The 16578-nt window shown below is 32.8% G+C and carries 10 protein-coding genes and 2 tRNA genes; 7 read left to right on the top strand and 5 right to left on the bottom strand.

All coding sequences use genetic code 11. The features are described from left to right. Window positions 1-30 precede the first annotated feature (30 nt). From rpsU to Q0770_RS02335, 3 genes are all read right to left on the bottom strand, one after another. Entirely contained in the window at window positions 31-225 is a 195-nt protein-coding gene (gene rpsU / locus Q0770_RS02345; protein ID WP_087491986.1) for a 30S ribosomal protein S21, read from the bottom strand. 119 nt (window positions 226-344) lie between these two features. Continuing rightward, window positions 345-2978: an AsmA-like C-terminal region-containing protein gene (locus tag Q0770_RS02340; RefSeq protein WP_299113602.1), complete on the bottom strand. Its 2634-nt coding sequence runs from the start codon at window positions 2976-2978 to the stop codon at window positions 345-347. A 104-nt stretch (window positions 2979-3082) separates the two neighbouring features. Next, on the bottom strand, window positions 3083-3787 hold the full coding sequence (locus tag Q0770_RS02335) for a queuosine precursor transporter (RefSeq protein WP_299113599.1): 705 nt from the start codon (window positions 3785-3787) through the stop codon (window positions 3083-3085). A 71-nt stretch (window positions 3788-3858) separates the two neighbouring features. Here Q0770_RS02335 and folK point away from each other — a divergent pair, with 71 nt between their 5' ends. After that, window positions 3859-5001 carry a 2-amino-4-hydroxy-6-hydroxymethyldihydropteridine diphosphokinase gene (folK, locus tag Q0770_RS02330; RefSeq protein ID WP_299113597.1) on the top strand — a complete coding sequence of 381 codons (1143 nt, stop codon included), beginning with the start codon at window positions 3859-3861 and terminating at the stop codon, window positions 4999-5001. Further along, window positions 4979-5461: a GyrI-like domain-containing protein gene (locus tag Q0770_RS02325; protein WP_299113594.1), complete on the top strand. Its 483-nt coding sequence runs from the start codon at window positions 4979-4981 to the stop codon at window positions 5459-5461. Before folK ends, Q0770_RS02325 begins: the two co-directional genes overlap by 23 nt. Window positions 5462-5572: 111 nt before the next feature. On the opposite strand, the gene Q0770_RS02320 is transcribed toward Q0770_RS02325, so the two are convergent. Beyond that, the gene (locus Q0770_RS02320; RefSeq protein ID WP_299113592.1) at window positions 5573-6187 is read right to left on the bottom strand and encodes a class I SAM-dependent methyltransferase; all 615 of its coding nucleotides are present in this window, start codon (window positions 6185-6187) and stop codon (window positions 5573-5575) included. 323 nt (window positions 6188-6510) lie between these two features. Then, a complete protein-coding gene (locus Q0770_RS02315; RefSeq protein WP_299113590.1) occupies window positions 6511-7050 on the bottom strand; it encodes an RNA methyltransferase in 540 nt (179 codons plus the stop codon). Window positions 7051-7172: 122 nt separating this feature from the next. Here Q0770_RS02315 and mutS point away from each other — a divergent pair, with 122 nt between their 5' ends. From mutS to Q0770_RS02290, 5 genes are all read left to right on the top strand, one after another. After that, window positions 7173-9785: a DNA mismatch repair protein MutS gene (gene mutS, locus Q0770_RS02310; RefSeq protein WP_299113588.1), complete on the top strand. Its 2613-nt coding sequence runs from the start codon at window positions 7173-7175 to the stop codon at window positions 9783-9785. A 94-nt stretch (window positions 9786-9879) separates the two neighbouring features. Next, window positions 9880-9951: transfer RNA gene (locus Q0770_RS02305), tRNA-Gly, on the top strand. Between the two features lie 40 nt (window positions 9952-9991). Next, window positions 9992-10075 (top strand) — tRNA-Leu (locus Q0770_RS02300). 163 nt (window positions 10076-10238) lie between these two features. After that, the gene (locus tag Q0770_RS02295; RefSeq protein WP_299113586.1) at window positions 10239-13067 is read left to right on the top strand and encodes a triple tyrosine motif-containing protein; all 2829 of its coding nucleotides are present in this window, start codon (window positions 10239-10241) and stop codon (window positions 13065-13067) included. 310 nt (window positions 13068-13377) lie between these two features. Then, window positions 13378-16575, top strand: coding sequence for a glycoside hydrolase family 2 TIM barrel-domain containing protein (locus Q0770_RS02290; RefSeq protein WP_299113584.1), 3198 nt, complete (start codon window positions 13378-13380; stop codon window positions 16573-16575). Window positions 16576-16578 lie beyond the last annotated feature (3 nt).

Below are 16578 nucleotides of genomic sequence, written 5' to 3'. Positions count from 1 at the left end.
TTGGTCGCTTTAAGTATATATTAAGATAACTTATATGTTTTCTGCGTCTCTTAAACCTTGTATGTAAGAAGCTTTTTGAATCTCTCTTCTACGCTTTACAGAAGGTTTTGTAAAATAACGAGACTCTCTTAAGTTTTGCATAATTTGTACATTTCTGTGCTTACGCTTATATCTTTTAAGAGCTCTTTCTATGTTTTCGCCTTCTTTGATTTCTATTTTAATCATATCTGTAATATTCTATTGTCTATTTTACTAAAGAGTTGGCAAAGATAATATCTTTTATTAAATAAATATAATTATGTACAAATAATTTGTTGCAAATTGATTTGCTATGTCTCTAGTAATTAATTGTCTGTACTATCTTTTGCTTTTTTCTTCTTATTTAAAAGTCCGCCAAGTATAGATTTTACACCATCTTTTACAGGGTCTTTAGGTTTTGTAGTTGAAGAATCGAGTTGGGTTGAGTCTTTAGGATTTGTAGTGGTACCGCCTAATATTCCACCTAATAAATCATTAACTTTATCCGACCCTTTATCTATTAATTTTTGTTTCTGAATTTCAATAAGTTGTTTTGTGAGATTTGCAACACCACTTGACAGGTCGGTGGTAATATTTGGTTTTGTAAATGTCCCGCCAATATTTGCAGTCACTGGAATAGTTATTTTATTGACCTCAGTGTCATTTATTTTCTCAATCAGATTATTAACATCATTACCTAAGTATTTTGCGGGTACCTGTAATATAGCACTATAGTTCATAGTATTTGATAAACTATGAGTTCCGGAAATTTCTATAGGAATGTCTTTATAATTTATAGTAAATGGTTTTACTGAAACTTGACCGTTATCGAAACTCAATTTGGTTTTCAAATCTTTTAAATCTAAGTCTTGAAAATCTATAAAATCGAATTTAGAACCAAGTCCTTCAAGAATTTTACTTTGAGAGGTAGATAACTTTGTAGTTAATAATTCAGCCAATGCATTACCAGATATTGTGCTTAAGTCTGGCGAAAAATTTTCATCTAAAAGGCCATTTAGCTTTACAGTAGAGTTGAGTTTTCCCTGAACAACTTTTGCAATTGGTGCCAAGGCTTTAAGCAATTCAAGCTCTTTAAAAGATTGAGAGATATCAAACTGTTGCATGGCCAATTCCATATCAAATTTTGGTTTTTTATCCTTTGTAGAGACATTTCCAGAAATTCCGAGTTTACCATCAAATAAATCTGTGGTCATGTTACTAAGGCTTGCGTTTTGGTCTTTTATTCTCAATTTTCCACTTACCTTTTTTAGGTTTAAATTGTCATAAACAACGTTTTGTGCATTAGCATGAATAACGCAATCCAAGAAGTTAGGAATTTTCAATGACTCGGAATCTGATGTAGTTTTATTTGAAGTCTCTGAAGCCGCTTCATTCTCAACCATAAAGTCCGAAACCACAAAGTTGTCCGATGTGACTTTAAAATCACCTTGAAGTTTCTTGTCACTCAGTAGAAACCCCAGAAGATTATTAATAACACCAGTAGCGTATAAGTCACTTTTTCCTGTTTGCGCTTCAAACTTGTTTAGTGTTACCATTCCAGGTTTTAAGCTTAAATCTGCTGTATTAATTTGTATAGGATTTACAATATCTTCTGACGAAAAGATGAAATTTTCAACAGAAATAGTTCCGTTGTTTTTTATACGTTGATAAGCATTGGTTTCTATAGCGTTCATGTCAAAGGAAGTATTGAGTTTTCCTTTTAAAATTCCACTTAACTGATTGTCTAATTCAACAGGATAGGCTTTAGTGATATTTGCCAAATTTAAAACACCATCTAGATTGGCATTAACTAACATATTTTTAGTCAAATTCTTTATATGCGCTTCAGATTTAAAAACATCTTCGTCAATTTTAAAGTTGAGTGTATTAATATCTACAAACGTATCATCAACATTTCCAGTATTGTTTTTTACAGAAGCGTCAATAATTATATTTTCAACTTTTTTTGGTAATTCAGGATATTTAAAAGACGCATTATTAGAATTGATATTGATATCTAAATGAGGAATTGTTTCATCAGAAACAAGGCCTTTTATAATGCCATTTACAGTGAAATCTCCAGTAGTTTCTACATTAGCAATATCTTTTGTGTAGTTCTTAGGAATTACAGCTAAAAAGTCTTTAAAAGAGGCCTCAGGATTTTTGAAACTAATATCAATGTCTTGACCTTTTTCTACCAGTTGAACAAAACCTTGAAATTCGAGTGGTAATGCATTAATAAAACCTTTATTTTCTTTAAATGTATACTTGTTTTGTTCTAAGTCTAAATCAATTAACGCATCTAGTTTTATACTATTATTGCTTAAATATTCTGTGCTATCAACAGAAAGACTAATTCTAGCTTCTGTATTAGTGTCTAGTTCAGAAAGGCCACCAGAAAAAATACCATTGCCTTTATGATTTACCTCTGTTACATAAAGGTTGGTATTTGCACCTTGGTCAATATAAGTAAAGGCACTATTGTTAAGTTCGTAATGTTCAATGTCAAAACTAAAAGCATTAGAATTAGTAGATGAGATTTTTATTTCCCCATCTTTTGATTTTACAATGTCGTAGTTTACATTGCCTGCTTCATTGGTTTTTAAAGTTAACAATAGTTCATCAGCAATGATTTCATTGATTGTTAAAGGCTCTTCAGAGCCCTTGAGTAACTCACCAACTGGCATTTCAAAAGAAATGGATTTAGCAGATGCTAATATTTCATCTTCAAAAGGCACAAGTGTATTGATTTTTAAGTTTTGAATACTCACTTCGGCTTTTGGAAAGCTACTAATTAGGCTTAAACTAATGTCATCAAAACTTAATTCTGCATTAAGGTTTTCATCAGCATAATTCTGAACAATTGCATCAATTTTAGATTCTAAAAAGAATGGAACACTTATAAGGAGTACTATAAAAATGAGTAAAATAATACCAATAACCTTGAATACTTTTTTCATTACTTATTAAACGATATGAATGATTGCTATAGATAATACGAAATATTACAAGGAATAGTTGTGATGTTAACTAATTTTAATAATAATTTAATACCAAGAAATGATTAAGTTAAATCAATTTCTTCATTGACTTTAAGTTTAAAACGCCTCCTAAATATGTATACACCTATGTATAAAAATGGGGTATCAAGTGCAGCTATGATAACTTTGAAAATAAATCCTGCAGCTAATAACCCCATAAATTTATCCCACTCAATTTTACCAAAACTGCAGAGCAAAAGTAATACTGTTGCAGTATCTACAAACTGCGATAAAAAAGTGGAAAAGTTATTACGAAGCCAAAGGTGTTTGCCTTTTGTCAAACTCTTCCAAAAATGATAAATCTGAATATCTACAAATTGAGCTAAAAGATATGCCATCATGCTTGCAAGTACAGCAATAGCAGTGCTGCCAAAGACAGTTGTAAATGTGTCATCTTGTACTGGAGCCCATGAAGTGGCCGGTACGGTATTAGCAACATAAACGATTAGCATAGAGAAGAATGACGCAAAAATACCAGCAATCACTATATCGTTAGCGCGCTTTTTACCGTAAATTTCACTAATTAAATCTGTGATTAAAAAGGTGATTGGATAAGGCAAAATCCCTACTGAAATTTCAAAAAGCTTAGAACCAAAGATTTCGATATCTAAAGGATACCAATAAAAGAATTTCTGAAAAATAAGATTAGAAACTACAAGAGAGGTTATAAATAATGCGCCTAAAAACAGATAGATACGTTGGGCTAGGAGCTTGTCTTTTAATTGCATCGAAAATGGTTAATAAATAGTTTAGGTAAAGATAATCTATTAATATTTCTTTTAGTTAATTTGTCTATTCAATGAAACCATCAAAACTTGTTTACATAGCGCTTGGCAGTAATAAGGGCAATAAGTTGCAATACTTGCAATCTGCTGTAGATGCTATTTTCGAAACCGTAGGTGCAGTAAAAAAGTTATCTAAGGTATATAAAACACCAGCACTTGGTTTTGAAGGTGATGATTTTTACAATGCTTGTATTAAAGTAGAAACATATCTTAGTTCTAAAAAGCTTCTTAAAGCACTTCAGGCCATTGAAAAAAAATTGGGACGCTCCGAAAAAACTTCAAAAGGTTACGAGTCACGAGAAATAGATTTAGATATTATCTTTTATGAAGACGAAGTTTTTGATGATAAAAATCTAACTATTCCACATCCCGAAATTCAAAATAGAAAGTTTGTTTTACAACCATTATTAGATATCCTGAAAGATTTTGAGCATCCTATCTTAAAAAAAACCATAGAGGCGCTATTAGATGAGTGCGAAGATGATTCTGTAATTGAGCCAATAAACATCTGGCTAAAAAACCCTCGCAAATCATACGCTTTTAAGGATTATAATTACATCGCTATTGAAGGGAATATTGGTGCAGGCAAAACTAGCTTAGCTAAGAAAATTGCTCAAGATTTCAATGCGAAACTGATATTAGAACGTTTTGCAGACAATGCATTCTTGCCAAAATTTTACAAAGAACCTGAGCGTTATGCATTCACTCTAGAAATGTCTTTTTTGGCTGACCGCTATCAGCAAATCAGTGACGATTTATCTCAACTCGATTTGTTTAAGGATTTTATGGTTAGTGATTACGACGTTAACAAATCACTTATTTTCTCTAAAGTAACTTTACCAGAAGATGAGTTCCGTTTGTACCGTAAACTCTTTTACCAGGTTTATAAAGATATTGCCAAGCCAGATTTGTATGTTTATTTGTATCAGAATACTGAAAGACTTCAAGAAAATATTAAAAAACGCGGACGTAAATACGAAAGCGATATACAAGACGAATATCTAGAAAAATTGAATTCCGGGTACTTGGAGTTCTTAAAATCTCAAACGGAGCTTAATGTAAAAATCATTGACATTTCTGATCGTGACTTTGTGGAAAATAGAGAAGACTATTTGTGGATTTTAAATGAAATAAATGATGAAGTACAAAGTAGTTGAAAAAGAAGAGATTCTTGTAGTTGGCTTAAAAGCTGAAGCAAATTTCCATAATATTCATTTAGTGACACCTCAATTAGCAAGGCAATTTATGCCAAGGCTAAAAGAAGTAAAATCTAGAAAAGATGAGTACACACTATCATTACAAAAATACAATCGCTTCGATTATAACACCTTTAATCCTGATGAGGGATTTGAGAAATGGATTGGTGTAGAAGTCACTAATCTAGATGCAGTTCCAAAAAACATGGAAACCTTATCTATTGCTTCTGGACGATATTTAGTAATTGACTTTAAAGGTTCAATTCCAGATTTTATAGCACTTTGGCAAAACATTCATTCTAGCTGGTTGCCAAATTCTGAATACGAGTTAGACAGTAGACCGCATTTTGAAAGATTGCCTTCAAGTTATAATCCAATGCAAGAGATTAACGAAGAAGAAATCTGGATTCCTATCTTGTAAATTCTCTTCTAGGGATGTGATGTCTCACTACGTATCGACATGACTAGAACTTCGATTAAAAAATATAATATGTTTACTAGTCATTTCGACCAAAGGGAGAAATCACATAATTTATATTTCAAATAGTGTTGTAATTATCCGACCATCTTTTTCACCCAAAACAACTTCACTTAAAATCACTTTCTCTTTCACTTCAAAACTAAAAGGCTCTGCCAAAATATTAACACCACTTTGCTGTTTTAGTCTAATGCCTTGACTTGCAATTTTATCTTTATTTGATGTAAAATCTCCAACTGGTAAATGCTCCGTGAGGATTATGTATTTGTACGCTTTTAGTTTCTCTAGAATTTGCTGAATTTCGGTATTTGATAAATGCTGAAGCACTTGTCTTAGAATAACACAATCAGCTTTAGGCCATTTGTTTTTTGAAATATCTAAGCACTGAAATTCTAAATTTTCAGCTCGAAAAAGAGCTTTGTTTCTTTCAATTAATGATTCTACGATATCAATAGCGATATAACTCTCAGTGTATTTAATAAGGTCTTTTCCAATATTAAAATCACCACAACCTAAATCACACACAGTTAATTTTTTGTTTTGTGATTTCAAAAAATCTGAAACGGTTTCGATATATGGTTTGGTAATGTTTTTTTTATGAGAACCTTCACCTGAATAAAAATCAAAAGTGTTTCCACCCCAAAGGTGTTGCTCATATATCTGTTCCATGACAGCTTTGGTTGGCCAGGGTGATTTCTTTTTAAGCATTAAGTGATAAAAAAAAGAGTAATTAGAAGATAAATTGCTCCAACTACAGCTAGTGGAAGTACAGACCATTTAACTTTTGATTCCTTTGTAATCTTTGAATTCCATATTAATAGAATGCCGATAAGATATACAGGTAAACCATACCAGAATGAATAAGGATTCACAACAAATAATGCAGAAAAACAGACGATTTGCTTTCCCCAACCTTTAAATATTTTTTCGAATTGAATTTTCAATTTTCATTTTTTATAAAAATAATGATTATGTCTTTTCTTCGGGAAGATTTAGACGGGCTTCTTTTTTAACTTTGAAAACACATCCCAAATCACAACACCTGCACTTACAGAAATATTTAAAGAGTGTTTGGTGCCATATTGAGGGATTTCAATCACAGTGTCACTTGAGTTAACCACATTCTGAGCTACGCCTTTTACTTCATTACCAAAGACAAAAGCATATTTGGTATCTGGCTGAGGTTTAAAATCATTTAACATCATGGCATTTTCAGCTTGTTCTATAGCGCAAATTTTAACCTTATCTGCTTTCAGTTTTTCAATAATATCAAGCGTGTTTTCAGCATATTCCCAATCTACGGTTTCCGTACTGCCAAGAGCAGTTTTACGTATATCGTTATGCGGTGGCTGCGCTGTAATACCACACAAGTAGATTTTCTCAATTAAAAAAGCGTCACTTGTTCTAAAAACCGAACCAATATTATTCAGACTCCTAATATTATCTAAAACAATTAGTATTGGTGATTTCTCAGCATCTTTAAATTCTGAAATCTCTAAACGGTCTAATTCGCTATTTTTTAATTTTCGCATGTTGAAATCTTGGTCTTTTTGTAGATAACTTCTAACTTTTTAGCTTTATTGAACTCGGTTATTTAGCTAAATTAGCAATCTTACAATCCCGATAACTATCGGGACAAAAATACATAAAACCATTGGCTAAAATCGTAAAAAAAGAAACACCATTAATGAAGCAATACAATGCCATAAAGGCAAAGTATCCTGATGCCTTATTGTTGTTTAGAGTAGGTGATTTTTACGAGACCTTTGGAAGTGATGCTGTAAAAGCATCTAAAATTTTAGATATTATTTTAACAAAGCGCGGTGCAGGTAGTGAGAGCGAAACAGAATTGGCAGGATTTCCACATCATTCTTTAAATACTTATTTACCAAAACTGGTTAAAGCTGGTGAGCGTGTGGCCATTTGCGACCAACTTGAAGACCCTAAGCAAACCAAAAAAATTGTAAAACGTGGTGTGACTGAATTAGTGACACCTGGCGTAGCTTTTAATGATGATATTCTGCATTCTAAATCTAATAATTTCTTAGCTTCGGTTCATTTTGATAAACGACATATAGGCGTTTCGTTTTTAGATATTTCTACAGGTGAGTTTTTGACTTCTCAGGGTAATGCCGAATATATAGATAAGCTACTTCAAAATTTTAATCCAAGTGAAGTCTTAATTTCTAAGAAAAGCAGAAAAGAATTTACCGAAACTTTCGGGAATGATTTTCATACGTTTTATCTAGAAGATTGGGTATTTCAAGCAGATTATGCAAATGAAACGTTGACCAAGCATTTTAATACCAATACACTCAAAGGTTTTGGTATCGAAGATTTATACGAAGGTATTATTGCTTCTGGTGTTGTATTGCATTATCTATCCGAAACGCGACATAACAAATTAGAGCATATTGCTACAATTTCGAGAATTGCAACGGATGATTATGTGTGGATGGATAAATTCACCATCCGAAATTTAGAGTTGTATCATTCTACAAATGCCAATGCAGTAACGCTAATAAGTGTGATAGATAAGACCATTTCTGCAATGGGTGGTCGTACGCTTAAGCGTTGGTTGGCTTTGCCTTTAAAGCATGCCGATAAGATAAAACAACGACATGAAGTGGTTCAGTATTTATTAGATAATGAACCTATTTTGCAAAAGATTCAAGGGCAAATAAAGCATATTGGTGATATAGAACGTTTAATTTCAAAAATCGCCACTACTAAAGTAAGTCCTCGAGAAGTTATTCAGCTTAAAAATTCATTAGAGGCCATTGTTCCCATAAAATCTGTTGCAGAGACTTGTGAAAATGAAGCTTTAAAAGTTTTAGGTGAAAGCTTAAATAATTGCGATTTGCTTCGTGAAAAAATTAAGGAAACACTTAATGAAGAAGCACCTGTAAATGTGTTAAAAGGTAATACCATTGCTGAAGGGTTTTCAACAGAGTTAGATGAGCTTAGAGGTTTGTCTAAATCCGGAAAGGACTATCTCGAAAGTATGTTGCAACGCGAAAGTGAGCGTACAGGCATTACATCGCTTAAAATAGCGTCTAATAATGTATTTGGGTATTATATCGAGGTACGTAATTCGCATAAAGATAAAGTGCCTGATGAGTGGATAAGAAAGCAAACGCTCGTCAACGCTGAGCGATACATTACAGAAGAACTCAAAGAATACGAAGCAAAAATACTTGGTGCAGAAGAGCGTATTTTAGCTATTGAACAACAGTTGTTTTCTGAGTTAATTGCTTGGATGCATCAGTTTATTATTCAGGTGCAACAAAATGCACAATTGATTGGACAACTCGATTGCTTGTGTGGTTTTGCAAGCTTAGCAAAAGCTAATAAATACAATTATCCGCAAATTGATGATAGCTTTGATTTAGAGATTAAAGATGGACGTCACCCAGTAATTGAAAAACAATTGCCGTTAGGTGAACCTTACATTGCTAATGATGTTTATCTGGATAGAAAATCTCAACAAATTATCATGATTACTGGACCTAATATGTCTGGTAAATCTGCAATTTTAAGACAAACAGCACTTATTGTATTATTGGCGCAAATTGGAAGTTTTGTGCCTGCTAAAGAAGCAAGAATGGGTTTAGTTGATAAGATTTTTACACGTGTAGGCGCGAGTGATAATATCTCTATGGGAGAATCTACCTTTATGGTAGAAATGAATGAAACGGCTTCTATTTTAAATAATATCTCAGATAGAAGCTTGGTGCTTTTAGATGAGATTGGTCGTGGGACAAGTACTTATGATGGTATTTCTATTGCTTGGGCTATAAGTGAATATTTGCATGAGCATCCGGCAAAGCCAAAAACTTTATTTGCAACACACTATCATGAACTTAATGAGATGACCGAAACGTTTTCTCGTATCAAGAATTTCAATGTTGCTGTAAAAGAACTAAAGGACAATGTACTTTTTGTACGTAAGTTAGTTGAAGGAGGTAGTGAACATAGTTTTGGTATCCATGTTGCAAAAATGGCAGGAATGCCACAGCAGGTGATACGTCGTGCAAATAAGATATTATCAAAATTAGAAAAGTCACATTCTAGTGAAGAGTTAACGGATAAAGTAAAGACGCTTAAAGACGATTTACAATTGAGCTTTTTTAATTTAGACGACCCGTTACTAGAAGAAATAAAAGACGAAATTTTGCACACGGATATTGACACGCTTACTCCAGTTGAAGCCTTAATGAAGCTTAACGAAATAAAACGAATGCTACTCAAGAAAAAACAAGCCTAAAATAAATTCTATTTATTTTTAAAAAAGGCTTTGCTTTTCTAATAAATATTTTAAATTTGCATCCGCTTTTACGGCGAAAGTTCTTTAAAAAATTGCGAAAGTAGCTCAGGGGTAGAGCATCACCTTGCCAAGGTGGAGGTCGTGGGTTCAAATCCCATCTTTCGCTCAAATATAATATACCAAATTAGTTACATGCGTAACTAGATGCTGAAGTGGTGGAATTGGTAGACACGTTGGACTTAAAATCCAATGACCCTTGGGTCGTGCGGGTTCAAGTCCCGCCTTCAGTACAGAGAAAAGCTCAATCGAAAGATTGGGCTTTTTTTGTTTTTAAAAGCTTTTGCAATTAAACGTCATGAGTTTAAAAACTATACATGAATGTTGCATTATGGACTGAAAGCCTTTATTTTATTGATTTGCATAGTTTTTACTAACTTAACAAAAAAATATTCTATGTGTTTTGATAATTTAAGAACTTCCAAAGTTAGACTATTGTTTTGTTTTGTTTTGTTTGTGTTTTATTCTATAGTTCAGTCACAAGAACTCCCCCCAATTGAAAGATTTACACCACAAGATTATATGGCTGATGATCAGAATTGGTCTATAAGCCAGAGTAGTGATGAAAATATATACATTGCTAATAACAAAGGACTTTTAGAATATAATGGCGCTCGTTGGACGCTCTACAATACGCCAAACCAATCAATCATAAGGTCAGTAGCGGTTATAAACGATTTAGTCTATACCGGTAGCTATATGGATTTTGGCTGTTGGAAAAGAGATGCTTTTGGGAAGTTGGTATATAAATCTCTAGTAGGTAGTTTAGATAGAAATTTAGTTGAAGATGAAGAGTTCTGGAATATAATTTCTTTTGGAGAGTTTATTCTTTTTCAGTCCTTAGATCGCATTTATATTCATAATACTGAGACAAAAAAATTTAGAATAATTGATTCTGAGGCGAGAATTGTTAAAGCTTTTAAAGTTGATGAATCTATTTATTTTCAAGAAAGCGGTATAGGTATATCTAAAATTGAAAATGGTGAAGTTGTTAAACTTGCTAACACTTCATTTTTAAGTGATAAAGAGGTCATTAATATCTTTAAAAACAATAAAGGGCTGTTGTTTCAAACAAGAGAAAATGGATTTTTTGAGTACCAAGAAGAGCAAATTAAAAAATGGGATATTGCAGCTAATGACTTAATCTCTAGTGTTAGTGTATATAATAGTACAAGACTAAGAAACGGAAATTTCATTCTTGGAACAATTTCTAATGGAGTGATTAAACTAGATGCTGAAGGTAACTTACTGTTTCAAATTAATAAAAATTATGGCTTATCAAATAATACTGTTCTATCGGCTTTTCAAGACATGTCAGGTAATATTTGGTTGGGATTAGACAATGGTATTAATGTGCTTAATTTAAACTCTCCTTACAGAGTTTATACTGATGATCAAGGGTATTTAGGAACTGTTTACGCATCTGAAAAAACCGAAGAGAACCTTTATTTAGGAACAAACCAAGGTTTGTTTTATAGGGCATTAGATACAAATGAGAAGTTTAACTTAATTCCTGGAACAAAAGGGCAAGTTTGGTTTTTAAAGCGTATAGGTGGCACTTTATTTTGCGGACATGATAAAGGAAGTTTTGTAATTAAAGGAGGAGTAGCTACACAAGTTTCTAAAGAAAAAGGGACTTGGAATATTAAGTCTATTAATGGAAATCCCAATATGCTAATTCAAGGAAATTATAATGGGTTGAGCATCCTTGAAAAAAAGCAAAACCAGAATTGGCAGTTTAAACATAAAATTGATGGATTCAATATATCTACAAGATATTTTGAGTTTATAGATAACAAGGAACTGTTAATGAGCCATGAGTATAAAGGTGTTTATAGAATAAGATTTGATGACTCTCTTAAAAATGTTTTGAAGTATACAAAAGAAGGTGTTGATAAAGGTATAGGGTCAAGTGTTGTTAAATATAGAGATAGTATACTCTACACATATAGTGATGGCGTTTATGTGTATGATGAAGACAATAAAACCATAAAAAAAAGCGAATTCTTAAAAGACTTTTTCTCAGATTACAATTATGTGTCAGGAAAATTAATAAATGACAAAGAAAATAATAGACTTTGGTGCTTTTTTAAAGATCAATTGATTTATGTAGAGCCTGGTAAATTAACAGGTCAACCAACTATTAACACTATTGATTTGCCAAGTGATTTAAGAAAAAGTAAACTAGGATTTGAAAATATACTTCACTTAAGAGATGAAACTTATTTAATGGGTACTACTGATGGTTACTTAGTAATTGACATAAATAAGTTTAAGAAGCGAGAATATAATATATCAATTAATAATGCTTCATATGCTTCATTACAACAAGATATAAAGCCTATAAATATATCTCAACAAGTCACATTGCAAAACAAGCAGAATGATTTGTATTTCAATTATAGTGTTTCAGATTTTGACAAGCTAACACCATCTTTATATCAATATAGACTTAAAGGAATCTATGACACATGGAGTAACTGGTCGCCGAAATCAAATATTCTTTTTGATAATTTGCCCCATGGCAGTTATACTTTTGAAGCAAGAGCTAAAGTCGGTAATGATTTATCGGTTAATACAGCTTCCTATTCTTTTACAATTCAAAAGCCATGGTATTTAAGACCTCTGGCAATAGTTTGCTATATACTTTTATTTCTTCTAATTGCTTCTATAATTCAGTATTTAAACAGAATGTATTACAAAAGGCAAAAGCAAAAACTTGTAATCGCTAAAGAAAAAGAGTTTGAGATAAAAGAATTAGAAAATCAAAAGCAAATAATGGCTTTTAGAAATAAAACACTTAGGCAAGATATAGATAGCAAGAATAGAGAGCTTGGATTATCAACAATGAATTTAATTCGTAAAAACGAATTTTTAAATACCCTTAAAAAAGAATTAAATAATATGGGTGAAGGCAAAGATTTAAGTAAAATCATTAAGATTATAGATAAGAACATTAATAATACTGAAGATTGGAAGTTCTTTGAAGAAGCATTTAATAATGCTGATAAAGACTTCTTAAAAAAGATTAAAAAACTACATCCGCTATTAACACCAAATGATTTAAAGCTATGCGCTTATCTTAGACTTAATCTTTCGTCAAAGGAAATAGCACCATTATTAAATATCTCACACAGAAGTGTAGAAGTAAAGCGATATCGTTTGCGAAAAAAGATGGAATTACCACATGAAGCTAGCTTAACAAATTATATTTTAGAAGTATAAAATAACAACATTTCAGCTTTTTCACACAACATTACCTATACAAATAGTATTTGTTATGCTTACATATATGATTTTTTAGTATCATAAATGATTGATTACGTGTTGTTTAAAAATTTTGTTTAACTTTTATTCATTTTTAACATACATTTTTTTATGTGTATGTTTTTTATTGCAGTATATTTTGTCATATTCGCAATAATATCTCCTAAATTTACCAAAACACTAAGAAATGTGCTTCAACTTTATTGATATCGCAATAGAGTGTTAGTAATAGTATTCATTTAAAAATACACTTAAATAGAAAATAATAATGAAGAAACTAATCCTTGGATTGTTTACAATCCTAATCTCAACTTCCATTTTTGCTCAAGCTGCTAAGGTTTCTGTTGTCAGTGATGAAAATGGTGATAGACTTGTTGTCGATGGTAAAGACTTTATGATTAATGGTATGAATTGGGATTATGTTCCAAGAGGTACTAATGTTATAGATGCCGAATTTTATAAAAAATCTGATGATATTATAAAAGCAGGTCTAGATGCAGAGATGTTGCTTTTACAGAACATGAATGTAAATGTTATTAGACAGTATACCGGAGTCCCAGCAAAATGGGTAAGGTACATCTACGAAAATTATGGTGTCTACACCATGTTAAATGATTCATTTGGACGTTATGGTTTAACTATAGATGGTGTTTGGACACCAATTACAGATTATAAAGATCCACGAACAATAGAGTTATTGATGTCAGAAATCACCAAAATGGTGACCGACTATAAAAATACGCCAGGTATACTGATGTATTTAATTGGTAATGAAAACAACTATGGTTTATTTTGGCAAGGTGCTGAGACTGAGGATTTCCCTGAAGGAGACGAAAAGAAAAGAGCAGTAGGAGAGTTGAGAGGACGCCCAATGTACAAGCTAATGAATGAGGCGGCAAAAGCAATGAAAGCTATTGACCCTAATCATCCAGTTGCAATTTGTAATGGAGATACATTGTTTTTGGATATAGTTGCTGATGAATGTCCTGACGTTGATATCTATGGTACCAACATGTATCGTGGAGAATCTTTTACAGGTGCTTTTGAAGAAGTAAAAAAAGTATATGGAAAACCAATCATGTTTACTGAATTTGGTTCAGATGCGTATAATGCAATCGAAAATGCCGAAGACCAAAGGATGCAGGCTTATTACATGGTTAGTAACTGGAAAGAAATTTACGAAAATGCGGCTGGTTTAGGTAAAGCACAAAATTCGCTTGGAGGTTTTACATTTCAATTTTCTGATGGATGGTGGAAAGCAGGTTTTGATGATAGAAAAGATGCAGATACACAGCAAACAGAATCTACATGGAATGCAGGTGGGTATAAAATAGACGAAGCTTTTCCAGGTGCAAATAATATGAACGAAGAGTGGTTTGGAATATGCGCCAAAGGCCCAACAAATACTAGAGGATTATATACGTTATATCCAAGAGCAGCATATTACGCACTAAAGGAAGCACATGCTTTAAATCCTTATGAAGAAGGTGTAAGTTTAGAATTCGTTCAGAATTACTTCAAGAATATAAACTTAATGGACGCAGTGCTAAAAGCTCGTGGAGACAAAGCAGCTCTTGGAGCTGGTGATTCGCAAAAACTTAGTATAAGTAGACTTGGAGCTAGATTTACAACTTTTAGTACTGGAGGAAATTTACTAACAACTCCTGATAGTCCAGATCCAACAGCTACATCTTTCCCTAATCAATTAGGGTTTGATCATATGCAGTCTTATTTTGTTGGTATTCAAGGAAAACCGGCACCAAACATGAAGGCTAATGTAGATTTCAATATTGTTGGTAATGTAGCTCAAAACCCAATTGATGAGATATTTTATGAGAATAGAGCCAGACCAGTTACAGTAGAAGGTGCTAATGGAGAAGAAATTGTTTTGAATGACAATAACAGAGTTCAAGTTTATAGTGCTGAATTTGAATGGAACGCTAAAGAGTTCGATTTAAGAGGATTCTATAGAACGGGTCATTACCACTGGGGATATGAAGGAGATTTTTTCGGTTTATATCCCGAAGCTAACTATGGTCCTAATTTAGATATTTATGGAGGTGAAATATTAGGTGCAGAAATTGACGGTAAAGGTGCTTTTAAAGGCTTAAAAGCTGCAATTGGGCCGCAACTATGGTGGGGTGCTAATCCTACAATGCTTTTTAAATATCATAAGGAATTTAAAGGGTTTGATATCACAGGTATTTATCACAGAGATTTTGAGACAGATATACAGATTGACCCTACTACTGGACAACGTGTACTAGATGCAAATCAAGTTCGAAGTGGTATTATACCAGCATTCCCTACGGAAAGAGCTACACTTGCAATAGAGAGAGAGTTTGGTAAGTTCGATGTCATGATAGGTGGTATTTGGGCAGGAAGCCCATTAAATGATTTGACATTTCAAGATGTAAGAGGTACCCCTGGTAACTATGTGGTTTATGAAGATAGAATCCAATCTAGTGATAATTGGGGAGGTAAATTTAAAGTTATGTACCAAGGCGGTAAATTTAATTGGTACGGGCAAGCAGCTTATATGGGCTTAGTTGCTAATGGAGGTGCAGACCAAACGCAAACGTTTACAGGTTGGAGATTAAAAGATTCAGGTAGTGGAAATCAAGTCAATGTATTATCTGGATTTACGTATACAGTGGGAGACTTTCAACTAGCTCCAAACTTTATGTATCAAAAACCTTTAGTAGATCCAATGCCTAATGATGTTCAAGGACCTGGACGATTAAGAAATATTATTGATGATCCTTTTGCAGTAAGAAACGGTAACCGTGAAACTTATGGTTACGAAATGTTAGTCACTTATGACCCTACTCCTGGAACATGGATGTACGAATGGAACAATGATAGAGCTGAAGATGCAAAATTTGCTGCTAATCTTGGTTTTACATATAGAAGATTGCCTACGACTACTGATGCACACATTGGTTTCCTTGCAAATAGACAGTTTTTTGCTTTTCCACAATCAGCACCTGCTGAAGACCTGTGGGAGATTAATTCAAGAATGGTATCTAAGCTTGATAATGATTTAGGTATTATTGGAAATTTCTATTATGGAAATGGTCAAGCAAACGGTGATAGTGATAGATTAATCAAACGTTTTGGTGGTGATATTAGAGCCATCTATAAAAAGAATATGCTTCAAACCCATGTCAAGGTTAACGATTGGGGACCATTTGATTATCACAGAGATTTTAACCTTACGTTCCCTTTACAACTTATGGTAGATTTATCAACAAGTATTGGAAAGCCAGACTGGTTTATTTTGCCGAGCACTCGAATAGGTATAAGAGGTACATGGAGATCATTAAACGAGTTTTCACCAAGATATTCTCCACTTGCTACACCAGCAAATACGTTTAATGCACCACCTATTATTAGCCCTGTAGGTTTCGGCAACGGACAAGAATGGGAGATTAGAACTTATGTACACATTAACATTGGAAAATAATTT

The sequence above is a fragment of the uncultured Winogradskyella sp. genome (assembly GCF_947501905.1).
In the GTDB taxonomy this organism is placed as follows: Bacteria; Bacteroidota; Bacteroidia; order Flavobacteriales; family Flavobacteriaceae; genus Winogradskyella.
The sequence above is the reverse complement of the archived record's forward strand: the minus strand, read 5'-3'. Positions and strand labels throughout refer to the sequence as shown.